Below are 23,244 nucleotides of genomic sequence, written 5' to 3'. Positions count from 1 at the left end.
GTGTCAAAGCCTGCGGTCGGTTCATCGCCGCTCACGCTTCCACGTGCCATCCGGTGGAACCGCAGGTCTCGTGCTGCGTCTACCCCTTGGCTGCCACTGCAAGGACCCGCACATGCCTGCACGCCTGCTCAAAGTCCTGTCGATCTGCCTGGGTTTCGCCCTGATGCTGGGCGCCTGCAGCCGCATCGACCTGGCCTATCGCAACCTCGATCGCCTGGTGCCCTGGTCGCTGGGCGACTACCTGGACATGAACCGCGAGCAGAAAACCCTGCTCGATGATCGCCTCAGGCAGCACCTGGCGTGGCACTGCCAGACGCAACTGCCCGGCTACCTCGACTGGCTGGACCGCCTGCGCACCATGGTGGCCGATAACCAAGTCACCGACCAGGCGCTGCAGCAGCGCACCGAGGAGGCCCGCGAGGCGATTGGCCGGGTCGCGGCCGAAATCACGCCGTCGGCCACCGAGTTGCTGCAAGGCATGAGCGATGCGCAGGTGGCGGAGATGCGCGATGCGTTTCGTGACGATATTGCCGAGCGGCGCAAAGAATATGTCGATACGCCCCTGCCCCGCCAGATCAGCGAGCGCGCCGAGCGCATGGAAAAACGCCTCAAGCCTTGGTTCGGCGAGCTGACCGAGACACAGCGGCAACGGGTTGGCGCCTGGTCCCGCGCGTTGGGTGACCAGAACAGCGAGTGGATACGCAACCGGGCCCATTGGCAGCAGCAACTGCTGTTGGCGGTGGAACAACGGCACGAGTCAGGCTTCCCGGCACGGGTCGCGACCTTGCTGCAGAACAAGGAAAGCCTATGGACGGCCGACTATCGCCGGGCCTTCCAGAACACCGAGCAGCAAGCACGCAGCCTGGTGGTGGACCTGATGCAGCAGAGCACTCCCGCCCAGCGCCAGGTGCTGCTGGATCGGCTGACCAAGGTGCGCAGCGACTTCAGCGCCTTGAAGTGCCTGCGCGGGGCTTGAACAGGCTATGGCAGGACACTGACTGAACTTCGCTGGGCAAGAAAGCGCAAGAATCCGCCGGCCTGCTGACGTACACTCGCGCCCCTGCCAAGCCCCCGGAGACCGTCGTGAGCCCCACCGCCCTAGCCCGCCTGCTGACCCTTGCTGCCGTATGGGGCGCGAGCTTTCTGTTCATGCGCATCATCGCCCCTGTACTGGGCACCGTGCCAACGGCCTTCTTCCGTGTCTCCATCGCCTGCCTGGGCTTGATCGCGCTGCTGGGCGCAGCGCGCGTACGCTGGGATTTCCAGGGTAAGTTAGGCGCCTGCCTGGTGCTGGGCATGATCAACTCGGGCATTCCGGCCACCTTCTACTCGGTGGCAGCCCAGGTGCTGCCGGCCGGTTATTCGGCCATCTTCAATGCCACGACCCCTTTGATGGGCGTGCTGATCGGCGTGTTGTTCTTCAAGGAACCCATGACGTTGGCCAAGTTGAGCGGCATTTTCCTGGGCCTGTTCGGCGTGGGTATCCTGAGCGGCGCGGGGCCTGTTGCCCTGGATGCAGCCCTCTTGCAAGGCGCCCTGGCGTGCCTGGCGGCCACGACCTGCTATGGGTTTGCCGGCTACCTGGCCCGCCGCTGGGTCAGCGGCCTGGACAGCCGCCTGTCGGCCCTGGGCAGCATGCTCGGTGCGACCCTGCTGCTTACCCCGTTGTTCGCCTGGAGCGTGCTTACCCAGCCACCGGCCAGCTGGGGCGGCTGGCCGGTCTGGGGCTCGCTGGTGGGGCTTGGCCTGTTGTGCACGGCGTTCGCCTACATCCTGTACTTCCGCCTACTGGCCGAAATCGGCCCGGTCAAAGCCAGTACCGTGACCTTCATGATCCCCGTGTTCGGCGTGCTGTGGGGAGCCTGGCTGCTGAATGAGCCGTTGTCGATGGCCCACCTGTACGGCGGCCTGCTGATCGGCGTGGCTTTGTGGCTGGTCCTGCGCCCGGCACGGCGCCGGGGCGCTGCATGAACAGCGTCTACAAAAAAGTGCTGTTCCCGCTGCAGCAGGACGCCAATGGCTATCCGCCGGCATCGGTGGAAGGGCTATGGGCCAAGGCCGTCGAAGACGGTTACGTGATCGACAACATCCCGTTTCATGTCTACGGCATCGCCCCAGGTGACGTGATCTGCACCCATGAAGAGGCTGGCCAGCACTGGTTCGCCCGTTTGCTGCGCAGCAGTGGCAGCTCGGTGTTCCGGGTTCGGGTCAAGCCGCCCGAGACACTGGAGCAGGTCAGCGAAGCCTTGGTGGAATTCGGGTGCACCTGTGAAAGCGAACCTGCGGTGAAGATGCTGGCGATCGCCATCCCACCGGCACGAACGCTCGACACCCTGCTGTATTACCTGATCACCCAGCGTGAAGCGGGTTTTCTGGACTTCGAGGAAGGCGTACTGCGCCACTGCGTTGCCCACGAGTTTCGCCAGGGATAAAGGCGACTGCCTTGCAGGCGCCCCTCCCGGTCGAGGGCGTCGTCAGAACAACCAGCGGTACAGCAGATAGGCTACGACGACGGCCAGAATCGGTCGCAACACGCGGTATGCCTTGGGGTTGGCACGCTTGAACTGCTTGACGCGCGTGCTCAGCTTGTTGCTGAACCGCTTGCTCCAGGCATAAGCCTGGTTGATCCCGCCCACGCGTTCATCGTCGGTATTCTGTGGCGCGGTGGCGCGGCCCAGAAATGCGCTGACCTTGCGGTTGAGGCGGGTCATGATTGGGCTGTTCAAAGGACGCTCCACGTCGCAGAACAGGATCACACGGGTGACCTCGGTCTCATTCTTGACCCAGTGCACGTAGGTTTCGTCGAACATCACGTCCTGGCCATCGCGCCAGGCATAGGGCTGGCCGTCCACATAAATGCGGCAGGCATCGGAGTTGGGGGTCGAGAGGCCCAGGTGATAACGCAGGGAACCTGCAAACGGATCACGGTGCGGGTTCAGGTGGCTGCCGCCGGGCAACAGGGCGAACATCGCGCCCTTGACGTTGGGGATGCTGCTGACCAGCTCGACGGTTCGCGGGCACAGCGCTTCGGCAGACGGCAGGGGTTTGTCGTACCACTTCAGGTAGAAGCGCTTCCAGCCTTTCTTGAAGAACGAACCGAAACCGGCATCGTTGTCCTTTTCGGCTGCCCGGATATAACCCTCGTCGAACAGGCGCAGGGCCTCCTCGCGAATTTCCTGCCAGTTGTCCTTGAGCACGTCCAGCTCCGGGAAGCGTTGGCGGTCCAGGTACGGCTTGGACGGCACGCCCGAGAACAGGTACATCAACGCATTGTAGGGGGCGAACAGCGCCGAATGGTTGACGAACTGGCGCAACACGGGCAGGCGGGCCTTGCCGCGCAGGTGGACGAACAGCACGCTGCCGAAGAACACCAGCAGCACACCTGCCTTGGCGAGGAAGGAAACGGTCATGCAACACTCCTAGGGCGGGACACAGGCCAGCGCTGCCTGATCCGGGGAAAATCATCCGGGCATCATAAACCTATCGCGCCCAGGCACAAACCACCTGGGCGCAACGAGACGGATGAAGATTGTGCAATGAACCCCGCCGCCAGGTATTGCTTCGGGTCACCGCCAAGGCAGGTTATTGCTGGGTTTCCTGCTCGCTGAACAGGTCGCTGAACAGCATGCTGGACAGGTACCGCTCGCCTGAGTCGGGCAGAATCACCACGAGGGTCTTGCCCTGCATTTCCGGCTTTTCTGCAAGGCGCACGGCAGCGGCCATGGCGGCACCGCAGGAAATACCACACAGGATGCCTTCTTCCTGCATCAGGCGGATCGCCATGGACTTGGCTTCGTCATCGCCCACCGTCATGACCTGATCGACGATCGACAGGTCGAGGTTCTTCGGCACGAAGCCCGCGCCGATGCCCTGGATCTTGTGCGGCGTGGGCGTGAGCGCCTCGCCTGCCAGGGTCTGGGTGATCAGCGGCGAGCCGATGGGCTCGACCGCCACCGAGGTGATCGCCTTGCCCTGGGTGTGCTTGATGTAGCGCGAGATACCGGTGATGGTGCCGCCGGTGCCGACACCAGCAACGATCACATCCACGGCGCCATCGGTATCGTTCCAGATCTCAGGGCCCGTGGTCTTTTCATGGATGGCCGGGTTGGCAGGGTTTTCGAACTGCCCGGGCATGAAGTACTGCTCGGGGTTGGAGGCGACGATTTCGTTGGCTTTCTCGATGGCGCCCTTCATGCCCTTGGCAGGTTCGGTGAGCACCAGTTCGGCGCCAAGGGCCTTGAGCACCTTGCGCCGCTCCAGGCTCATGGAGGCCGGCATGGTCAGCATGAGCTTGTAACCCCGGGCGGCAGCGACGAAGGCAAGGCCGATGCCGGTGTTGCCCGAGGTGGGTTCGACGATGGTCATGCCGGGCTTGAGCTTGCCGCTGCTCTCGGCGTCCCAGACCATGTTCGCGCCGATGCGGCATTTGACCGAATACCCTGGGTTGCGCCCTTCGATCTTGGCCAGGATGGTCACGCCGCGCGGCGCGAGGCGGTTGATCTGCACCAGGGGCGTGTTGCCGATGGAGTGGGCATTGTCTGCGTATATACGGCTCATGGCAGGGTCCTTGGCATGATGAAGAACTCGGAAAGGCCCAAGGGTAAGCCCCGGCCCCAAGGCCCGTAAAGCCTGTTCGAACTCCGGCGCAGCCCCTGCGGTCAACCACACACCTTGCCTTGGAGAACTGCCATGAGAGCCCGCTATCGCTGGCCGCTGATCGCCCTGGGCAGCCTCATCGTGCTGCTGGTGGCCTTGCAGCTTGCCCTGCCCTACCTGGTGCGCGACTACCTCAATGAAAAGCTGGCCGACATGGGCGACTACCGTGGGCAGGTCAGCGATGTGGACCTGGCCTGGTGGCGCGGCGCCTATACCGTCAACGGGCTGAAGATCGTCAAGACCACAGGCAAGGTGCCGGTGCCCTTCCTCGACGCCCCGGTGATCGACATCTCGGTCAGCTGGCATTCGCTGTGGTACGACCGCGCCGTGGTGGCCGAAGTGGCGTTCCTGCGCCCGGAGCTGAACTTCGTCGATGGCGGCGACAAGCAGAACTCCCAGACCGGCCAGGGCACTGACTGGCGTCAGCAACTGGACAAGCTGCTGCCCATCACGCTCAACGAAGTGGTAATCGACGACGGGGTGCTGACCTTCCGCAACTTCAACTCCAAGCCCCCGGTCACGCTCAAGGCGACGCAGTTGCAGGCCAGCGTTCGCAACCTCACAAACATCCGTGACGAAGCCGGCCGGCGCGACGCCAGCTTCGAAGCCCGTGCCCTGGTCGCAGGCGATGCCAAGGTCGAGAGCCGTGCCACCTTCGATCCGTTCAGCGACTTCGACGACTTCGAGTTCCGCCTGCGTGCCACCGGTATCGAGCTGCGCCGACTCAACGACTTTGCCAGCGCCTATGGCAAGTTCGACTTCAAGGCGGGTCATGGCGATGTGGTCATCGAGGCCGAGGCGACCAACGGCCGCCTGAACGGCTACATCAAGCCCCTGCTGCGCGACGTCGAGGTGTTCGACTGGCAACAGGACGTGGAGGACAAGGACAAGGGCCTGTTCCGCTCGGTGTGGGAGGCGCTGGTGGGTGCCACCGAAACCGTGCTCAAGAACCAGCCGAAAAACCAGTTCGCCACGCGCGTTGAGCTCAGTGGCAGCGTGCGCAGGCAGAACATCAGCGCATTCGAGGCATTCCTGCAGATCCTGCGCAATGGTTTCGTGCAGGCGTTCAGTGCGCGCTACGAGCGCAGCGCGCCGGATTCCGACTAAGGCGCGGTGACGAGGCATTCGGGGACTGAATACTCGGTCTGCGTTTTCAGTCGTCGTACCCCCGCGTTATAGTCGGGCCACCATCACACACCCTGTGTTGGCCACTTGAGACCAGCCTGTCGCCCACCCCACCAAGGTCTGGCCTAGCAGGCTGGCTGCGCGTGGCCCGCAAGCCCAAGCAGAGGAAAGACCCAATGAAGTTCGAAGGCACGGGTGACTATGTCGCCACGGACGACCTGAAACTGGCCGTCAATGCGGCCATCACCCTTGAGCGCCCGCTATTGGTCAAAGGTGAGCCCGGTACTGGCAAGACCATGCTGGCCGAGCAGCTGGCAGCTTCGTTCGGGGCGCGCCTGATTACCTGGCACATCAAGTCCACCACCAAGGCTCACCAGGGCTTGTACGAATACGATGCCGTGAGCCGCCTGCGCGACTCCCAGCTGGGTGTGGACAAGGTGCACGACGTACGCAACTACCTCAAGAAAGGCAAGCTGTGGGAAGCCTTCGAGGCCCAGGAACGGGTGATCCTGCTGATCGACGAGATCGACAAGGCCGATATCGAATTCCCCAACGACCTGTTGCAGGAACTCGACAAAATGGAGTTCTACGTCTACGAAATCGACGAGACCATCAAGGCCAGGCAGCGCCCGATCATCATCATCACGTCCAACAACGAAAAGGAGCTGCCGGACGCTTTCCTGCGCCGCTGCTTCTTCCACTACATCGCCTTCCCCGACCGGGCCACGCTGCAGCGCATCGTGGACGTGCACTACCCCAACATCAGCCAGTCGCTGGTCAGCGAGGCGCTGGATGTGTTCTTCGACGTGCGCAAGGTACCGGGCCTGAAGAAAAAGCCTTCGACGTCCGAACTGGTCGACTGGTTGAAGCTGTTGATGGCCGACAACATTGGCGAAGCGGTACTGCGCGAGCGCGACCCAACCAAGGCCATCCCTCCGCTGGCCGGGGCGCTGGTGAAAAATGAGCAGGATGTGCAACTGCTCGAGCGCCTGGCCTTCATGAGCCGGCGCGGCAACCGCTGAGGGAGCCTGGGCCATGTTGCTCAACCTGTTCAACGAAATGCGCGCGGCGAAGGTGCCGGTGTCGGTGCGCGAACTGCTCGACTTGCACCATGCCTTGCAACGGCACGTGGTGTTCGCCGACATGGACGAATTCTACTACCTGGCCCGCGCCATCCTGGTGAAGGACGAACGCCATTTCGACAAGTTCGACCGAGCCTTCGCCGCTTACTTCAAGGGCCTGGAGAACCTGGATCGTCACATCGAGGCGTTGATCCCCGAGGACTGGTTGCGCAAGGAATTCGAGCGCTCTCTGACCGCCGAGGAGCGCGCGCAGATCCAGTCCCTGGGCGGGCTGGACAAGCTGATCGAGGCGTTCAAGCAGCGCCTGCAGGAGCAAAAGGAGCGCCACGCAGGCGGCAACAAGTGGATTGGCACCGGAGGCACCAGCCCGTTCGGCTCGGGTGGGTTCAACCCCGAAGGGATCCGCGTGGGCGACGCTGGCGAGCGCCAGGGCAAGGCGGTGAAGGTCTGGGACCAGCGCGAGTACAAGAACCTGGACGATCAGGTGGAGCTGGGTACACGCAACATCAAGCTGGCCCTGCGGCGCCTGCGCAAGTTCGCTCGCCAAGGCGCTGCCGAAGAGCTGGACATCGATGGCACCATCGACCATACCGCGCGCGATGCGGGGCTGCTGAACATCCAGATGCGCCCGGAGCGGCGCAACACGGTGAAATTGCTGCTGCTGTTCGACATCGGTGGCTCGATGGATGCCCATGTCAGGGTCTGCGAGGAGCTGTTCTCGGCATGCAGGACCGAATTCAAGCACCTGGAGTACTACTACTTTCACAACTGTGTGTATGAGACGGTGTGGAAGAACAACTTGCGCCGCACGTCGGAGCGTTATTCCACCTTCGACCTGCTGCACAAGTACGGCGACGACTACAAGGTGGTGTTCGTCGGGGACGCTGCCATGGCCCCTTACGAAATCACCCAGCCGGGCGGCAGCGTGGAGCACTGGAACGAGGAAGCCGGGTATGTCTGGATGCAGCGCATCATGGCCAAGTTCCGCAAGGTCATCTGGATCAACCCATACCCCCGCCAGGCCTGGGACTACACCGCCTCAACCCATCTGGTGCGTGAACTGATCGAGGACCGGATGTATCCGCTGACCTTGCAGGGGTTGGAGGATGGGATGCGGTATTTGTCGAAGTGAGGCAGCCAGGATAAGCGCCCTTCTATGCTCGCCAGCGTTCCAAGTACCCCTGCTGCTCCCGCCATGCCTGCTCCTGCACTACCGGTCGGAACCGCACCGTCGCGCCTGGCATGCACTGTGCCAGTTGTGCCAGTGCCAGCGGCGTCAGCGCCCCCAGGCGGGGATAACCGCCGATGGTCTGGCGGTCATTGAGCAACACGATCGGCTGCCCGTCGGGCGGGACCTGGACGGCGCCAAGGGGAATGCCCTCGGAGATCATGGCCGGGCCTTGGTAAACCAGAGGTGGGCCAAGCAGGCGTATACCCATGCGGTCGGCACGGGTATCCAGTGTCCAGTCGCGGTTGAAGGCATCGAACAGGCTGAGGCCGGCAAAGTCGCCGATCTGCGCGCCGATCACCAGGTCCAAGGTGGGCTTGGCAACATATTCAGGGCGCGCCCGATCAGGCACTTCGCCGATCGGTTTCGCTGCACCGGCAAAACTCAAGCATTGACCTTCACGCAACACACTCCCCTGGCCATCGACTCCGCCCAGCCCCTCACGCACGACCGTGGCACAACTGCCCATCACAGGCTCGGCATCGAAACCGCCCGGTGCAGCCAGGTAAGCGCGTACGCCCCGCCGGGGTTGCCGGAGAGTAAGGCGCTGCCCCTTGGTCAGGGTGAAGCTGCGCCAAGGGGCCAGGTATTGATCGTCGATGTGCGCGTCCAAGTCGGCCCCGGCCAGCGCCAGCACGCAATCATGCTGCGCCACCACGCTGAACCCACCCAAGGCAACCTCTACGACGGGAGCCTGCAGGGCATTGCCCAGCAACCAGTTGGCCCAGTGCATCGCGACCCAATCCAGAGCACCGCCCTGGGTGACCCCAAGGTGCCTCACGCCAAAGCGACCCGCATCCTGTAATGCACACAGCGGTGTGCTGGCCTCGACTCGCAAGTGCTTCATGCCTGTGCCTCTTCATCACCGCCCAACGCCAGAAATTCCTGCCGCGTCACCGCTACGAAACGGACGCGGTCACCCGGTTGCAGCAGGCTGTAGCCGTCGCGCTCACGGTCGAACAACCGTACCGGCGTCCGTCCGATCAGGTTCCAACCACCGGGTGAAACGGCCGGGTAGGCGGCGGTCTGGCGCTCGGCAATCCCGACACTGCCCGCTGCCACCTGCTTGCGCGGGGTGCTTAGCCTCGGGGTGGCCAGCCGTTCGTCCACCAGCCCCATGAACGCGAAACCTGGCGCGAACCCCAGGGCGAACACCGGGTAGTCACGTTCGCTGTGCAAGCGCACGACCTCAGCTTCGCTCAGGCCTGCCTGACGCGCTAGCACGGGCAACTCCGGACCGACGCTGGCGTGGTACCACACCGGTATCTCGTGCCGACAGCCGCTGCTGTCAGTGCCAGGCTGTAGCCCTTCAAGGGCTTGCCTGATCAGGCAGCGTGCATCGGCCGGCGCCAGGTCGAAATGCACCATCAGGGTGGTGTAGGACGGCACCAGGTCGCGCAAGTGCGCACCGAACGCTGCTTGCAAGCGCTGGCTGGCGGCAAGCACCCAGGGCATGTTGGCTTCCTCGATGCGCTCGAACAGGCGCACCATCAGACAATCGATACCGACCACTTCGATGCGCGGGGTCATGCTGATACGATCCCATCAAGCGCCTGGCGAATCTGCCGAACTGCCGCCACCGAGCTGTCGTTGTCCCCATGCACGCAGAGCGTATGGGCCTTGAGCAGCAACGCAGTGCCATCGCTGGCCAGCAATGCGTGACCGTGGGCCAGCTTCACGGCTTGCTCCACCACCTGGGCCGGGTCGTGGTGCACGGCGCCCGGCAGGCGTCGCGACACCAGGTGGCCGCTGGCGGTGTAGGCCCGATCGGCGAACGCCTCGAACCAGAGCGGTACGCCGATTTCAGCGCCCAGCGCCTGGGCGGCCGCATCGTCGGCCGTGGCCATGAGCATCAGCGGCAGGCCACTGTCATAGGCCGCCACGGCCTCCAGCACCGTGCGCAGGATCAGCGGGTCGGCCATCATGTCGTTGTACAACGCACCGTGGGGTTTCACGTAGGCGACGCGTGTGCCCAGCGCCTTGCAGATGCCATCGAGCGCGCCGATCTGGTAGTGCAGCAAGTCGCGGATTTCTTCGGCACTGCACGCCAGGCTGCGCCGGCCGAAGCCGACCAAATCCGGGTAGGCCGGGTGCGCGCCCACGGTGACGTCGTGAGCCAGGGCCAACGTCACGGTGCGGCGCATGATGCCGGGGTCGCCGGCATGATAGCCACAGGCGATATTGGCACAGTCGATGTAAGGCATGACCTCGGCATCCAGGCCCATGCGCCAGCTGCCGAAGCTTTCGCCCATGTCGCAATTGAGTAGCAGGCGTTGCACCACGGTGTACCCCTTGTCGTTATCCATGTGCCTACCTTAGCGCGCCTGCAATTGTTTGCCGCGTGTTTCTGGCAGGCTCAGCGCTGCTACGATCACCACGCCATAAGACACCGCCGAGAACAGGCCAATGCCCAGGCCCAGCGGCACCTGCTGCCCCAGCATGCCGATCAGCAGCGGGAACAGCGCCGCGACGATCTTGCCGACGTTGTAGCAAAAACCTTGCCCCGAGCCGCGAACGCGCGTGGGAAACAGCTCGGTCAGAAAGGCCCCCATGCCGCTGAAGATGCCCGAGGCGAAAAAACCCAGCGGGAAACCCAACCACAGCATCACCCCATCACTGACGGGCATTTGCGTGTACAGCAGCACGATGACGAACGAGCCTACGGCGAACAGGATGAAATTTTTCTTGCGCCCAAGCAGGTCGGACAGGTAGGCGCTGATCACATAGCCCACATAGGAGCCTACGATCACCATTGCCAGGTAGCCGCCGGTACCCAGCACGCTCAGCCCACGCTCGTTCTTCAGAAACGTGGGCAGCCAGGCGGTGATTGCGTAGTAGCCGCCCAGGGCGCCGGTGGTCAGCAGCGAGGCACGCACGGTGGTCCAGAGCATGCCGGGGGCAAAGATTTCATAGAAATGCGAGGGCGCCGCAGTGGCTTCGGTTGCCTTGGCCTGGCGGTAGACCTCCGGATCCTTGACCAGCCGCCGAACGAAGATCACGAACACGGCCGGCACCAGCCCGAGCAAGAACAGCGCCCGCCAGGCCTGCTCCGGCGGCAACCAGGTGAACAGCAGCGCGTACAGGATGGCCGTCAGCCCCCAGCCGATGGCCCAGCCCGACTGCACCATGCCCACCGCCTTGCCGCGGTCCTGGGCACGAATGACCTCGCCGATGAGCACCGCGCCTGCCGTCCACTCACCACCGAAGCCAAAACCCATCAGGGTCCTGGCGACCAGCAGTTGCTCGTAGTTCTGGGCAAAGCCGCAGAGGAAGGTGAAGAAGGCGAACCACAGCACTGTCAGTTGCAGGGTGCGGACCCGGCCGATGCGGTCTGAGAGAATGCCGGCCACCCAGCCACCGATGGCCGAAGCGACCAGGGTACTGGTGTGGATCAGCCCAGCCTCGGTGGTGGTGATGCCCCACAACATGATCAACGTGGGGATGACGAAGCTGAGCATCTGCGTGTCCATGCCGTCCAGGCCATAGCCGATCTTGCAACTCCAGAAGGTACGTCGCTGTTGTTGATCGATGTCGCGGTACCAGGCAAAAGGCCCGGAGGAGGATGGGGAACTGATCTGCTGCTGCGTGCCGGTGGGGTTCATGGATGCCTCGGCTTGTTGGTATTGTTTTATGGGGCGACAGCAAAGGTCGCGGCCTGGGCTTCATGTTCAGAGCACGCGGCGCTGGCGTCCAACGAGAAAAACCCCGGGTCTGGAACAAGAAAAACTGATCATGAACCCTCGCTTTCTCGAAACGTTCGTCTGGGTCGCTCGCCTCAAGAGCTTCCGCCTGACCGCGCAGAAGCTGTTCACTACCCAGGCGTCGGTGTCCAGCCGTATCGCGGCGCTCGAAGCCGACCTGGGCGTTAAGCTGCTGTTGCGCGACTCGCGCGGGGTCAGCCTGACCCCGGAAGGCAGCAAGGTGCTGGAACATGCCGAGCGCATGCTGGAAACCGCCAAGGCGCTCAAACAGTCGCTGGACAGCGACCGGGCCAAGGTCGGGCGTATTCGTCTCGGGGTAATGGACACGGTCATTCATACCTGGATGAGCGCGCTGGTGGCCGAATTGACCGAGCGTTATCGGCAGGTAGAGATCGAACTGGTCGCCGACACGGCGCTGAATTTGCGCGAGCAACTGCACAAAGGCTTTCTGGACGTGATCGTGCAAACAGACTTGCTGCGCGAGCCTTCGATCCGCAGCCTGGATCTGGCGCGCTATCCGATGGGCTGGGTGGTCGCTGCCGGGTCGCACCTGCACAGGGACTACGCGTCACTGGCCGAGCTGGGGCGCGAGCGCATCATTACTTTCTCGAAGAATTCCCGGCCCCACCAGGAAGTACTGGCGTTGCTGCAAGGGGCCGGGGTGCAAACGCCGCGGCTGAACTGCGTCAATTCGGTAGCGGCCATTACCCGCTTGTTGCGCGACGGTTTCGGCATCGGGGCCTTGCCACCTGCCCTAGTGGAGGCCGAACTGAACCAGGGTGACCTGGTGCTGCTGGCTGGGCTTCAGCCTCCGCCAAGCCTGGAGCTGGTGGTGGCCTGGCAGACCGGGGTGGCGTTGGTGGATGAAGTGGTTGGTGTCTGTCGGCAGGTGCTGGAGCGCTATGCGCAGGACGTGGGCGGGCAACGGATCGTGCTGGTGCCGGGGGGATGTAGCAAGGGTTTTGGCTCGATTTGGGGCAACCGCGCAAATGGCTAGGCCAACGTGTCAGCGCCCAGCCTAACGCCAACTCTCCTTAACCGCACCACGTCGCCCACCCAGTATCAACCGACCTATCCCCAGCAACAGGCTTTCTACCACGAATGCCAGCACGAACCCGGCGCCGACGCCCCAGCCGATGGCCTGCGGAACCAGCAAGACCTGGTAGCTGTAGCCGTTGAGCGTTTCTTCTCGCAGCCGCGGGTCGGCTTGCGTCAGGACATGCCAGGTACGCTGCGCCCATGAACCTTGCAGCGCCTGCCACTCGTCTTCGAGCATCTGGTTGCGAATCATCAGGCTTTCGATGCTGTTGGCATCACTGAGAAAAACGGGGTCGTCACTGCTGCGGTAGTGTCGCAACAAGGCTTGCAGGTCGCCGTTGAAAAAACGCTCAGCCGTCTGGCGAAAACCGTCCAGCGCCTCGCGAGATTCGAATAGGTGGGCCTCCACGCGCTGGCTATAGTCCTTGACCAGCCCCGGGACCTGGATGCCGGCCAACAGCCCGAGGGTGAACAGCAGCAACCGCAGGTAACTTCTGAACATGCAGCATCCTTAGCTTTGTCCGTGCGCGGTGCACTCGCCGTGCCGCCACAGGGCCCACTGACCTGGCGCGTAGCGGTTCCAGGTTTCGTTCTCGGTCAAGGCCTCGGTGGCGATCACCGTGACCACGTCGTTGGGGGTGGTTTGGGTATGGAAATCGACGATCAGGTCTACATCCTTCAGCCGTGCCGCGCCAAACGGCGCGCGGCGGGTAATGTGGACCAGTTTCGTCGAACAGAAGCAGAACAGCCAGTCGCCATCGCTGAGCATGCAGTTGAACACGCCGCGGGCGCGATAACCGGCACAGGCTTCGACCAGCACCGGCAGTAGCTGTTCCACCGGCACCGGCTCCGGGAAAGCGCCGCGGATGCGATTGAGCAGGTCACAAAACGCCGCCTCGCTGTCGGTATCGCCAATGGGCTGGTAAAAGGTTGTGGAACCGGTGAAATCACCCAGTTGGCCGTTGTGGGCAAAGCACCAGTTGCGCCCCCACATCTCGCGCATGAAGGGGTGGGTGTTGGCCAGGCAGACCTTGCCGACATTGGCCTGGCGGATGTGCCCGATCACCACTTCGCTCTTGATCGGGTAGCGTCTTACCAGGTTGGCCACTTCGGACTCGCTGCTGGCGGCAGGATCCTGGAACAGGCGCAGGCCGCGCCCTTCATAAAAGCCGATGCCCCAGCCGTCACGGTGCGGGCCGGTGCGCCCGCCGCGTTGGATCAGGCCGGTGAAGCTGAAGACGATGTCGGTGGGGACGTTAGCACTCATGCCCAGCAGTTCGCACATGGCGGTGTCTCCGTTTACAGGCGGGGCTCGACCCGGCCAGCGCCGGCAGGCAGCGCAGGCGGGTCGTCACGGTAACGATCGCTGCGTTCCGCGGCCAAGGCCTCCCCAGGCGCCAGCGCCTGCGCTTCGGCGGCCTCGCGCTGGGCGGCGGCTTGGGCACGCAGGCGGCGCTCGCGGGCGCGTTTCTCCAGCGGCCAGCGCACCAGCACGAACAGGAAATACAGCACGAAGGCGATCATGCCGTACATGGCAAAGTCCGATACTGCGCGCCAGGCGTTGTTGCCCACTTTGAAGGCGACGTCCAGCACCGTGATGGCAATGGCCGGAGCGAAGCTGTCCTTGACTGGGTCGACCACGGTCGGCGTAAGCAGCAGCACCGCCAGCACGACGCGCAGTGGTTCGCGTAGCCAGCGCCACATCCAGCCGGTGAGCTTGAAGCCCACCAGAAGGCAGCCCAGGGCGGCCACGGCGTAGAGGCCCCAGGCCAGGGTGTAGTCGTTCTCGATCATGGTAATCGTGCAAGCCAGGCAAAGAGGTGCCTATGATAAACACATTTCCTGGCGCAAACAGTGTTTGCCTGTACCGGCACGCCAACGAAGCTGCCGGCAGCGCCCTTCAAGAACCGAGAGAAATTCGATGCCAAGCACCCACTTGCCGCCCCTGGCCAGAGCCGACGAAGCGACCGACCCCTATGCGTGGCTGCAACAGCGTGACGAGCCCCAGGTACTGGCCTACCTCGAAGCGGAAAACGCCTACCAGCAAGCCTGTCTGGCTCATCAGGCCCCGTTGCGCGAGCAGTTGTTCGAGGAGATCAAGGGCCGCATCCAGGAAACCGATCTGTCCCTGCCTTCGCCATGGGGGCCCTACCTGTACTACACCCGCACCACCGCTGGCGATGAATACCCCCGCCATTACCGCTGCCCACGCCCTGGCGATGATTCCAACACGGTCGATAAAGGCCAGGAGCAACTGTTGCTGGACCCCAACGCCCTGGCAGGCGGCGGCTTTCTTTCGCTGGGGGCGTTCAACGTTAGTCCCGACCATCGCCTGTTGGCCTATAGCCTGGACACCAGCGGGGACGAAATCTACACCTTGTACGTCAAGGATCTGGCCACAGGCGATGTAACCACCCTGCCCTTCGACGGCTGCGATGGCAGTCTGACCTGGGCCAATGACAGCCGCACGCTGTTCTTCGCCGAACTCGACGATACCCATCGCCCTTGGCGGCTGTACCGGCATACGTTGGGTCAGGACGGTGCCCAGCGGGTGTTCGAGGAGCCCGATGGCCGGTTCTTCCTGCACTGTTACCGCACCAGTTCCGAACGCCAATTGGTGCTGCTGCTCAACAGCAAGACCACTAGCGAAGCCTGGGTGCTGGACGCGGCCACGCCGCAAGCGCCGTTCACCTGCCTGGCACCGCGCGTGGAAAGCCATGAATACTTCCCCGATCATGGCCTGCTCGATGGGCAGTGGCGATGGTTCATCCGCACCAACCAGGACGGCATCAACTTCGCCTTGTATCACGCCCCAGTCGACCCCGTGCCTAGCCGCGCCCAGTGGCAGCTGTTGGTAGGCCATCGCGATGACATCATGCTCGAAGGGCTGAGCCTCAATGCCAGCGCGTTGACCCTGAGTCTGCGTGACGGCGGGCTGCCGATCATCGAAGTGCGCCCACAGGGGCTGGCGCCCTACCGGGTGGCTTTACCCGACGCCGCCTATAGCCTGTACGTGCAGGACAGCCTGGAATTCGACAGTCCTCGGATACGCTTGCGCTACGAGGCGCTGAACCGGCCGGCCCAGGTGCGGCAGCTGGCGCTGGCCACTGGCGCGCAGGAAGTGCTCAAGCAGACGCCGGTGCTGGGGCCCTTCGATGCCGACGCTTATGTCAGCGAACGCCTGTGGGCCACCGCTGCAGATGGCACCCAGGTACCGATCAGCCTGGTGCGACGGCGTCAGGATGTGGGCCGCACGACACCGCTCTACCTGTACGGATACGGCGCTTATGGCGAGAGCCTGGACCCGTGGTTCTCCCATGCGCGGCTGAGCCTGCTGGAACGTGGCGTGGCGTTTGCCATTGCCCATGTGCGCGGCGGCGGCGAGCTGGGCGAGGCCTGGTACCGTGCCGGCAAGCAGGAGCACAAGTGCAATACCTTCAGCGACTTCATCGCATGCGCCGAACACCTGATCAACGAGGGCGTGACGTCCCCCGCCACCCTGGCCATCAGCGGGGGCAGTGCTGGCGGGCTGCTGATCGGCGCCGTGTTGAACCTGCGTCCCGAGCTGTTTCGCTGTGCCATCGCCGAGGTGCCGTTCGTGGATGTCCTCAACACCATGCTCGACCCTGAGCTGCCGTTGACGGTGACCGAGTATGACGAATGGGGCAATCCCGAGGTACCTGAGGTGTATGAGCGCATCAAGGCCTATGCGCCGTATGAGAACGTGAAAGCCCAGCCTTACCCGGCGATGTTGGTGGTGGCCGGCTACAACGACAGCCGGGTGCAGTACTGGGAAGCGGCCAAGTGGGTCGCCCGCCTGCGTACGCGCAAGACCGATGACAACTTGCTGCTGCTCAAGACCGAAATGGGTGCCGGACACGGGGGTATGAGCGGGCGTTACCAGGGGTTGAAGGATGTAGCCCTGGAGTACGGGTTTGTGCTGGGTGAGCTGGGGGTTGCCTGAGGTTTCGAGCTGTTTGTGTGTGTGAGGCGGCCCCAGCGGCCTTGGCGTTCGTGTTCGGTTGTGGCGCTATCGGCAACGCTAGGACAGCCGCCTTCGCTCACTCCGTGTCCCGCACCGGTTTCTCTGCATCCTGCCGCAACCCTGGTAAAGGCTGGTCCTTTGGCGGGCCAGGCACTGGCATTGGCGGTAGCAAAGGTGCCCCTTGGGAGGTGCCGGTGGCCTTGGGCGGGCTGCTTGGGGTGATCTGCGGATACGGCGTGGGGGTAGGCGTGCCCGGCGCGCCGGGTACAGGTGTGGTCAACCGGGGTGGCGTGCTGGCAGCGTGAGCCGCAGGCACGCCTGCCGCCAGGACAACGGCGAGAATCGCAGCAAGCATCGGCAACCTCCTGTTCAGAACCTTCCTACAGGCTACGCCCATATGACATTTTTCGCCTGTGCGCCGATCATGCAGCCGCGCTAGACTCGACGGCATAACCGTCATTTGCCTGATCAGAACGAAGGAAACACCATGACCTCCTCTACTTCCGCCGCCACTGCGCGCCTGGACCGCATTCTCGCCGATGCCAAGCGCGACAAGGAAATGGGCTACCGCGACAAGGCCCTGAGGATGTACCCGCATGTATGCGGGCGCTGCGCACGCGAGTTCGCCGGCAAGCGCCTGAGCGAGCTGACCGTGCATCACCGCGACCACAACCACGACAACAACCCGCAGGACGGCTCCAACTGGGAGCTGCTGTGCCTCTACTGCCACGACAACGAACACTCGCGCTACACCGATCAGCAATACTTCAGCGAAGGCTCTACCAGCACCCCTAGCATTGCCAAGGCCACCCACAATCCGTTCGCGGCGCTGGCAGGCATGCTGAAGAAGGACTGACCGGTAGCCCCCGCTATGACCGGGCAACCCGTATAATCGCGTCTTTTTTGCGAAGGGCCCCGGTTCGTGGCTAACAAACGATACAGTTGCATCGGCCTGTTCAACCCCAAGTCGGCCGAAAACGTAGGCTCGGTGATGCGTGCGGCCGGCTGCTACGGGGTAAACTCGGTGTTCTATACCGGCAAGCGGTACGAACGCGCGCGGGACTTCGTGACCGACACCAAGCGCGTGCACTACGACATTCCGCTGATCGGCATCGATGACCTGCAACGCATCATCCCGCTGGGCTGCACCCCGGTGGCGGTGGAGCTGGTCGAAGGCGCCCGCCCCCTGCCCGACTATACCCACCCAGACCGGGCCATCTACATCTTCGGCCCCGAAGACGGCAGCCTTAGCCCCGACGTCAGGGCCTGGTGCGAGGAGACCATCTACGTCCCCACTACCGGTTGCATGAACTTGGCAGCGACGGTGAACGTGGTGCTGTACGACCGTCTGGCCAAGGGCCTGAACACCCGCTCAGGCCCGAAATTCAAGTGATGCGTGCGCTGTCATGACCGCCAGGAGGCTCGCCTGGCACATGGAGTGAACGCCGCCCGCCGCCGGCAGGTCAGCTGCTTACACATCACGAAGAGGGCTTACCAATGCTTGATAATCACGCTGATGCACCGTTGCAGGAAAAGAACGTCCATGGCATCGAACGCGCCACGTCGTTGGCCGGTGGTGCTTTGCTGGTGGGCAAAGGGCTGAGCCAGGGCGGTATCGTAGGGCTGTTCAAAGTGGCCGTCGGTGGCCTGGCGCTGGTGCGCGGCTTTACCGGGCATTGCGCTACCAAGGCGTGGTTGCAGCACCACCGCGATCAGTACGATCAGCTGAAATCGGACCTCAAGCGTACTGGGGACGAGCTCACTGCACTGAAGGACAGTGCTAAAGCGGCCACCGAAGGCGTGACGGTGACTGGCAAGGACCCTGTCGCTGGAGTGTGATGCCCTGGCCAGTGTTTTGGCCTTGCCGTGGCGGCGCTGCGGCAAGGCGTAACCATGACGTCTTGCGGTTTGATTGGTAGTCGTCACACGTTCGACTTGAGGGCGGCCGGGGCGCCGGACCGGCCGCGACGGGCTGCGCAGCAGCTCCGGAATCTCAGATTCCGTACTGCTGGAATCGCTTTACGGACCCGATGGCCTTCAAAGGTTGTGCAACGCGTGGCTCCCATCGGGCATTGCGTAGCGCGTCAACGCAGCACTTTGCTCTGCAACGCCTCCGACCGACGCCCAAGTACGTTTTCACTGATCTGAACGAAGTCCTCGAGGCTGACGCTCGGTAGCCGCATCAGCCCTCGCGCCACGTCGTCGAGCGATTGCCGGGCCTGGGTGTGAATACGGATCTCCTTGTCCAGCGCCTGCAACAGCATCACCCCTCGCGCCACTTGGGCAGGCGTTGCCTGCTGCCCCTTGAGGTGCTTGACACTTGCGCCCTGCTTGCTCAGGCGCGCCTGCCAGGCCTGGTAACGGTCATCACTCAGGCCGCCTGATCGGCGCAGGAGCTCGGTGGCGTAATAGTCGGTCAAGCTCTCGATCAACCAGTCATTGCCCTCACGCCCACGCAGCTGCGTGAACAACTGGACCACTTCGCGCAGCAGTGGGCTGCTACCGCTCTCGCTGACCATGGCCTGGCCACTGTGCAGGTAGAGCGAGCCGTGAGCGGCCATCGCCCCGCGCCACATGTGATCGCGTGCGCCCACCACCAGCAGTTTGGGCGGGTTTCTTGGGAAGGTGGCCTGCAGTTGCGGCCAGATGTAGGTCAGCAAGGTCAGGTTGTCCAGGCGGCGCATCCCTTCCCCGACCGGCGCTGCCACCGTCACGTCGGTTTCGCCCAGGCGCGCACGGCGGCTACCCAGGTTGCCAGCCAGGATCCAGCCGGTGGGTCGATCAAACAGCCGCGAGACGTTGTCGATGCGGAACTTGTCCTTACCAATACGTGGCCAGGCGGTCTCGACGCTTTTCCAGCCTTCGGGCAAATCGAATGCCAGGCGGGCGACCAACTCCGTGCCGTCCTGCTGGTCCAGCCGACCGGGTGGGACCAGTTGGTCGCCCAGGAACAGTGCCCAGTGCGCCGTCATACGGGTGTTGTACACCCCAGGACCGTGGAGCTGGTTCAACTGCACGCGATAGCTCAGGCTGGTCTTGCCAGCCGCTGGCTGCCATACCCCGCGCTGGCCGCGAAGCTGCCAGTGGCCATCTGCCTGGAAGCCGCTGTAGGCCCCCGCCTTGCCCAGGTCGAAGTCCAGGCTGCGCACGGCGCTGCCATCGGCAAGCGTGAGGCGCACTTCGGCTTGCCCGGTCGCGGGCAACAACCGGACCTGATAGTCAAGATCGACTTTTTTCGCCCAGGCCGGTGCCGCCGCCAGCAATCCCAACATGGCCACCAGCACACTCAAACGGCAACGCATACCGACACTCCTTGTTCACCAGTGGGTAAAGCGCCTGGTTAGCTGGCGCGAAAGATCAGGTGGTCTTCCCAGTCGTCCTCGTGCACGTCACGCTCGCTGAGCATGCGCCCGGCCTGGGATATGCGCTGTTCATGCACTTGCTGGCGGTCACCGCATACCAGGTGGTGCCAGGCCGGCAGGTCCTTGCCTTCGCTGACCAGGCGGTAACCGCAGGTCGCTGGCAACCACCGAAACTGGTCAGCCTTGCCCGGGGTGAGCTGAATGCAGTCGGGCACTTGGGCAAAGCGATTGGGGTAGTCGCTGCACTGGCAGGTGTCGAGGTCGAGCAACGTGCAGGCGATGCGGGTGTAATAAACACTGTTGTCGTCCTCGTCCTCGAGCTTTTGCAGGCAGCACAGCCCGCAACCGTCGCACAGCGATTCCCATTCCTGCGGGTTGAGTTGCTCGAGGGTTTTGCGCCGCCAGAAGGGGGCGTTGTCAGCGATCATGACGCGAATTCCTGCAAGGGATCAGCAGCGCGTGTCCGGCATCGGGCCCGAAGCAGACAGCGCCTGAAACGGTTCGTTAAGGCGTGCAGCATGGAGCTGCTGGCCGTGGCGGCGCCAGTCTAGGGCCTGGCATGCAGCAATACCAGACCGCTTGTCAGCCATGCTCGCGCACAGGCGCGTGGTAGATCGGTACGCGTGAAGGGCCGCCATGAGGCGCTACCCGCAGGCAACGCGCTCTGGCCCAGGCCGAACGATCAATACCCGCGGTCGAAGTCCACTTCGCCGCGCAGCGCCTGGTCGGCTTCGAACGCCTGCAGGTTGTCGAGAAACAACCGCACCATGGCCGCAGGCGTGGTGGGCGCGGCGCTGTGTCCGGTGAGCAACAGGCCCCAGGCGGTCCAGAACGGATGCTGCCTGGGCAGCGGTTCCTGGCGGCATACATCGATCACCGCCCCGGCCAGGTGACCCTCCTTCAGCGCATCCACCAGGTCCGCGTCGACGACTGCCACACCGCGTCCGGCATTGATGAACAAAGCAGTCGGCTGAAAACGCCGGAACATCGCCGCGTCAAAGATATCGTGCGTGGCCGGCGTGTCGGGCAGCAGGTTCAGCACATAATCGACCTGGCCCACCAGGCGCGCGAGATCGTCCAGGGCGGCTACCTCGACGAATGGCGGCTGTTCACGGGCCTCACTGGCCACACCGTACAGCACCACCCCGAACGGACGCAGGAACTCGGCCACCGCCTGACCGATGTCGCCGGTGCCAACGATCAACACCTTGCGGCCCTGCAGCGAGCAACCGGGGCGGTCATCCCAGCGCCGCTCCACCTGGCTGACCAGGCGCGACAGGACGTGCCGTTCATGGCCCAGCATGTAGGTGAGCATGTATTCGGCCATGACCTGACCGAAAATGCCCACGGCGCGGGTCAGGCGATACTCGCGGGGCAGTCCCGCCGCCAGCAGCGGCGTCACGCCGGCCCAGGTCGACTGCATCCAGTGAGGCCGATGCCCCTGGCGCAACAGGCTCGCCAGCAGGTCGGGCTGACCGAGCCACACCGGGCACTGCGGCGCCAGCCGGGCCAGTTGCGCGGAGTCGTCGCTGGTCAGGACGTCAAGGTGCGGTGCCGCCTGGTGCAACAGGTCGGCGTAGCGGACGTGGTCATGCTCGGCAATCAGTACGCGCATGATCAGGCGGGATCGTTACGGTGCAGCAACTCGTCGGGCAGGTGCTCGATGTACTCGTCATCCGGCGGCGGCATCTGCAGGTGATACCCCTGGTTGTCGAGGTTTTCCAACACCTTGGTGATGTCTTCGCGGGCCAGCTTGCGTTCGGGGCTGAGCACCAGGTCGAAGGCGTGCTGGGGCGTGCCGAAGAACGGCAGCAAGCCTTCGGGTACGCGTTGCAGGCCATCGGCCTTGAGCACGTACAGGTACATTTCGTTCTTGCGGGGGCTCTTGTAGATCGAGCAGATGCGTTTCATTGAGGGTCTCCGGCACCGGCCAGGCTGTCCAGCAGTGCCTGGCCCATCCGCTCACGGCGCCAGCCGCGCAGCGAATCGGGCAAGGTGTAAGGGCCGTCGGGGTAACCGCTTTTAAGCAGGGCCTCGAGGGTTTTCTTGCGCAGCATCAGCTCGGGCGCGATGCCCAGCCGCTGCCCTTCGGCCTGGCCGACGGCGCGCAGTTGCTTGAGAATGCCCGAGGCTTCGATCGGCAGCGGCTCAGGCAGTGGCTCGGGCCATTGTTCGGCCGGCAGGCTGGCGGCGTGCTTGATCAGTTGCAGCAAGGTTTCGCCATCCTGGCGCAAGGTGCGCGGGTGCATGTCGTCGATGCGGGCCAAGGCCGCCAGGTTGGTCGGCTGGCTCTTGGCAATGGGCCACAGCGCATGCTCCTTGAGGATGCGGTTGCGCGGAACATCACGCAGGCGGGCCTCGCGCTCGCGCCAGGCGCACAGGGCGCGCAGCACCGCCAATTGCTGGGGCGACAGTTTCCACGCCAGCTTGACCTCGCGGTACAGGCTGTCGGGCTGTACCTCGCGGCGCAACTGGGCCACCAGTTCAGCACCGTCTTCCAACACCCAGGCATACTTGTCGTCGGACAGGCGCGCACGCAAGGCGCTGAACAGCTCGGCCAGGTGCACGGCGTCCTCGGCAGCATAGCTGACCTGGGTCTCGGACAGCGGGCGTTGCAGCCAGTCGGAGCGGGTTTCGCCTTTGGGCAGGTCGATGCCCAGCACCTCCTGCACCAACCGCGAATAGCCCATGGAGAAGCCCAGGTTGAGGTAGCCGGCGGCCAGCTGGGTGTCGAACAGCGGCTGGGGCAGCTTGCCGGTCAGGCGCAGCAACACCTCCAGGTCCTCGCTGCAGGCATGCAGCACCTTGACCACGTTACGGTCTTCGATCAGCTCGGCCAGCGGCTGCCAGTTGCCGATCAACAGCGGGTCGATCAGGAACGCGCACTTGCCATCGCCAATCTGGATCAGCCCTGCCTTGGGGTAGAAGGTGTCGACGCGCATGAATTCGGTATCGACCGCGACAAAGGGCAATTGGCGCCAGTCGCGGCAGTGTTCGGCCAGGCTCAGGTCGTCACGGATCCAGTGAATTTCGATGGCCACAAGGCTCTCCCACTAACATTGGCGCG

At 63.7% G+C, this 23,244-nt stretch carries 26 protein-coding genes; 11 read left to right on the top strand and 15 right to left on the bottom strand.

Annotated features, from left to right (window positions below):
* Positions 1–112: 112 nt before the first annotated feature.
* From FH041_RS01185 to FH041_RS01175, 3 genes are all read left to right on the top strand, one after another.
* Entirely contained in the window at positions 113–976 is an 864-nt protein-coding gene (locus FH041_RS01185) for a DUF6279 family lipoprotein (RefSeq protein WP_028686825.1), read from the top strand.
* A gap of 107 nt (positions 977–1,083) precedes the next feature.
* Positions 1,084–1,971 (top strand): DMT family transporter, encoded by an 888-nt coding sequence (locus FH041_RS01180; RefSeq protein ID WP_027915834.1) that lies wholly within the window; start codon positions 1,084–1,086, stop codon positions 1,969–1,971.
* Positions 1,968–2,432 carry a DUF4265 domain-containing protein gene (locus tag FH041_RS01175; protein ID WP_027915833.1) on the top strand — a complete coding sequence of 155 codons (465 nt, stop codon included), beginning with the start codon at positions 1,968–1,970 and terminating at the stop codon, positions 2,430–2,432. The genes FH041_RS01180 and FH041_RS01175 overlap by 4 nt, the downstream gene beginning before the upstream one ends.
* Before the next feature lie 42 nt (positions 2,433–2,474).
* Here the strand turns inward: FH041_RS01175 and FH041_RS01170 are convergent, their stop codons facing one another.
* Complete coding sequence (locus tag FH041_RS01170; RefSeq protein WP_088523804.1) at positions 2,475–3,410, bottom strand: aspartyl/asparaginyl beta-hydroxylase domain-containing protein; 936 nt, start codon at positions 3,408–3,410, stop codon at positions 2,475–2,477.
* A gap of 172 nt (positions 3,411–3,582) precedes the next feature.
* On the bottom strand, positions 3,583–4,557 hold the full coding sequence (gene cysK / locus FH041_RS01165) for a cysteine synthase A (RefSeq protein ID WP_027915831.1): 975 nt from the start codon (positions 4,555–4,557) through the stop codon (positions 3,583–3,585).
* Positions 4,558–4,689: 132 nt separating this feature from the next.
* Here cysK and FH041_RS01160 point away from each other — a divergent pair, with 132 nt between their 5' ends.
* From FH041_RS01160 to FH041_RS01150, 3 genes are all read left to right on the top strand, one after another.
* A complete protein-coding gene (locus FH041_RS01160) occupies positions 4,690–5,763 on the top strand; it encodes a DUF748 domain-containing protein (protein WP_027915830.1) in 1,074 nt (357 codons plus the stop codon).
* 194 nt (positions 5,764–5,957) lie between these two features.
* The gene (locus tag FH041_RS01155; RefSeq protein WP_023534935.1) at positions 5,958–6,803 is read left to right on the top strand and encodes a MoxR family ATPase; all 846 of its coding nucleotides are present in this window, start codon (positions 5,958–5,960) and stop codon (positions 6,801–6,803) included.
* A 13-nt stretch (positions 6,804–6,816) separates the two neighbouring features.
* Positions 6,817–7,995: a VWA domain-containing protein gene (locus tag FH041_RS01150; protein WP_023534905.1), complete on the top strand. Its 1,179-nt coding sequence runs from the start codon at positions 6,817–6,819 to the stop codon at positions 7,993–7,995.
* Between the two features lie 22 nt (positions 7,996–8,017).
* On the opposite strand, the gene FH041_RS01145 is transcribed toward FH041_RS01150, so the two are convergent.
* The 4 genes from FH041_RS01145 to FH041_RS01130 are packed head-to-tail and all read right to left on the bottom strand — an operon-like array spanning position 8,018 to position 11,693.
* Positions 8,018–8,938 carry a biotin-dependent carboxyltransferase family protein gene (locus FH041_RS01145; RefSeq protein ID WP_028686828.1) on the bottom strand — a complete coding sequence of 307 codons (921 nt, stop codon included), beginning with the start codon at positions 8,936–8,938 and terminating at the stop codon, positions 8,018–8,020.
* Positions 8,935–9,621 carry a 5-oxoprolinase subunit PxpB gene (pxpB, locus tag FH041_RS01140; RefSeq protein ID WP_088523807.1) on the bottom strand — a complete coding sequence of 229 codons (687 nt, stop codon included), beginning with the start codon at positions 9,619–9,621 and terminating at the stop codon, positions 8,935–8,937. The genes FH041_RS01145 and pxpB overlap by 4 nt, the downstream gene beginning before the upstream one ends.
* Positions 9,618–10,397 (bottom strand): 5-oxoprolinase subunit PxpA, encoded by a 780-nt coding sequence (locus FH041_RS01135; RefSeq protein WP_059183716.1) that lies wholly within the window; start codon positions 10,395–10,397, stop codon positions 9,618–9,620. The genes pxpB and FH041_RS01135 overlap by 4 nt, the downstream gene beginning before the upstream one ends.
* Before the next feature lie 9 nt (positions 10,398–10,406).
* Entirely contained in the window at positions 10,407–11,693 is a 1,287-nt protein-coding gene (locus tag FH041_RS01130; RefSeq protein WP_027915826.1) for an MFS transporter, read from the bottom strand.
* A 130-nt stretch (positions 11,694–11,823) separates the two neighbouring features.
* Between FH041_RS01130 and FH041_RS01125 the strand changes: the two genes are divergently transcribed.
* Positions 11,824–12,789 carry a LysR family transcriptional regulator gene (locus FH041_RS01125; protein WP_140174120.1) on the top strand — a complete coding sequence of 322 codons (966 nt, stop codon included), beginning with the start codon at positions 11,824–11,826 and terminating at the stop codon, positions 12,787–12,789.
* A 21-nt stretch (positions 12,790–12,810) separates the two neighbouring features.
* Here FH041_RS01125 and FH041_RS01120 read toward each other — a convergent pair whose 3' ends face one another.
* Genes FH041_RS01120 through FH041_RS01110 form a run of 3 tightly spaced genes read right to left on the bottom strand, consistent with a single transcriptional unit; the run spans position 12,811 to position 14,624 of the window.
* Positions 12,811–13,332, bottom strand: a complete 522-nt coding sequence (locus tag FH041_RS01120) for a DUF2937 family protein (protein ID WP_027915825.1) — start codon at positions 13,330–13,332, stop codon at positions 12,811–12,813.
* 9 nt (positions 13,333–13,341) lie between these two features.
* The gene (locus FH041_RS01115) at positions 13,342–14,115 is read right to left on the bottom strand and encodes a class II glutamine amidotransferase (protein WP_059183714.1); all 774 of its coding nucleotides are present in this window, start codon (positions 14,113–14,115) and stop codon (positions 13,342–13,344) included.
* 14 nt (positions 14,116–14,129) lie between these two features.
* Positions 14,130–14,624, bottom strand: a complete 495-nt coding sequence (locus FH041_RS01110) for a hypothetical protein (RefSeq protein ID WP_027915824.1) — start codon at positions 14,622–14,624, stop codon at positions 14,130–14,132.
* Positions 14,625–14,751: 127 nt separating this feature from the next.
* Between FH041_RS01110 and FH041_RS01105 the strand changes: the two genes are divergently transcribed.
* The gene (locus FH041_RS01105; RefSeq protein ID WP_140174119.1) at positions 14,752–16,794 is read left to right on the top strand and encodes a S9 family peptidase; all 2,043 of its coding nucleotides are present in this window, start codon (positions 14,752–14,754) and stop codon (positions 16,792–16,794) included.
* A gap of 97 nt (positions 16,795–16,891) precedes the next feature.
* Here FH041_RS01105 and FH041_RS01100 read toward each other — a convergent pair whose 3' ends face one another.
* The gene (locus tag FH041_RS01100) at positions 16,892–17,170 is read right to left on the bottom strand and encodes a hypothetical protein (protein WP_082693192.1); all 279 of its coding nucleotides are present in this window, start codon (positions 17,168–17,170) and stop codon (positions 16,892–16,894) included.
* A 132-nt stretch (positions 17,171–17,302) separates the two neighbouring features.
* Here FH041_RS01100 and FH041_RS01095 point away from each other — a divergent pair, with 132 nt between their 5' ends.
* The 3 genes from FH041_RS01095 (at position 17,303) to FH041_RS01085 (ending at position 18,654) form a co-directional block, all read left to right on the top strand.
* Complete coding sequence (locus FH041_RS01095) at positions 17,303–17,671, top strand: YajD family HNH nuclease (RefSeq protein ID WP_023534919.1); 369 nt, start codon at positions 17,303–17,305, stop codon at positions 17,669–17,671.
* Positions 17,672–17,737: 66 nt separating this feature from the next.
* Entirely contained in the window at positions 17,738–18,208 is a 471-nt protein-coding gene (locus tag FH041_RS01090) for an RNA methyltransferase (RefSeq protein ID WP_059183712.1), read from the top strand.
* Between the two features lie 104 nt (positions 18,209–18,312).
* Positions 18,313–18,654, top strand: a complete 342-nt coding sequence (locus FH041_RS01085) for a DUF2892 domain-containing protein (RefSeq protein WP_027915821.1) — start codon at positions 18,313–18,315, stop codon at positions 18,652–18,654.
* Between the two features lie 245 nt (positions 18,655–18,899).
* Here the strand turns inward: FH041_RS01085 and FH041_RS01080 are convergent, their stop codons facing one another.
* The 5 genes from FH041_RS01080 to rnd all read right to left on the bottom strand — a co-directional run bounded on the left by FH041_RS01080 (position 18,900) and on the right by rnd (position 23,218).
* Positions 18,900–20,117: a hypothetical protein gene (locus FH041_RS01080; RefSeq protein ID WP_028686834.1), complete on the bottom strand. Its 1,218-nt coding sequence runs from the start codon at positions 20,115–20,117 to the stop codon at positions 18,900–18,902.
* A gap of 38 nt (positions 20,118–20,155) precedes the next feature.
* Positions 20,156–20,605: a YcgN family cysteine cluster protein gene (locus FH041_RS01075; RefSeq protein ID WP_023534903.1), complete on the bottom strand. Its 450-nt coding sequence runs from the start codon at positions 20,603–20,605 to the stop codon at positions 20,156–20,158.
* A gap of 254 nt (positions 20,606–20,859) precedes the next feature.
* Entirely contained in the window at positions 20,860–21,792 is a 933-nt protein-coding gene (locus FH041_RS01070; protein ID WP_027915818.1) for a D-2-hydroxyacid dehydrogenase, read from the bottom strand.
* A gap of 2 nt (positions 21,793–21,794) precedes the next feature.
* Positions 21,795–22,088 carry a YcgL domain-containing protein gene (locus FH041_RS01065; RefSeq protein ID WP_023534892.1) on the bottom strand — a complete coding sequence of 98 codons (294 nt, stop codon included), beginning with the start codon at positions 22,086–22,088 and terminating at the stop codon, positions 21,795–21,797.
* A complete protein-coding gene (rnd, locus tag FH041_RS01060) occupies positions 22,085–23,218 on the bottom strand; it encodes a ribonuclease D (protein ID WP_028686835.1) in 1,134 nt (377 codons plus the stop codon). The genes FH041_RS01065 and rnd overlap by 4 nt, the downstream gene beginning before the upstream one ends.
* Between the last annotated feature and the right edge of the window lie 26 nt (positions 23,219–23,244).

This window comes from Pseudomonas sp. SWI7, assembly GCF_006351945.1.
Lineage (GTDB): Bacteria > Pseudomonadota > Gammaproteobacteria > Pseudomonadales > Pseudomonadaceae > Aquipseudomonas > Aquipseudomonas fulva.
This window is presented reverse-complemented; position numbering and strand designations above follow the sequence as displayed.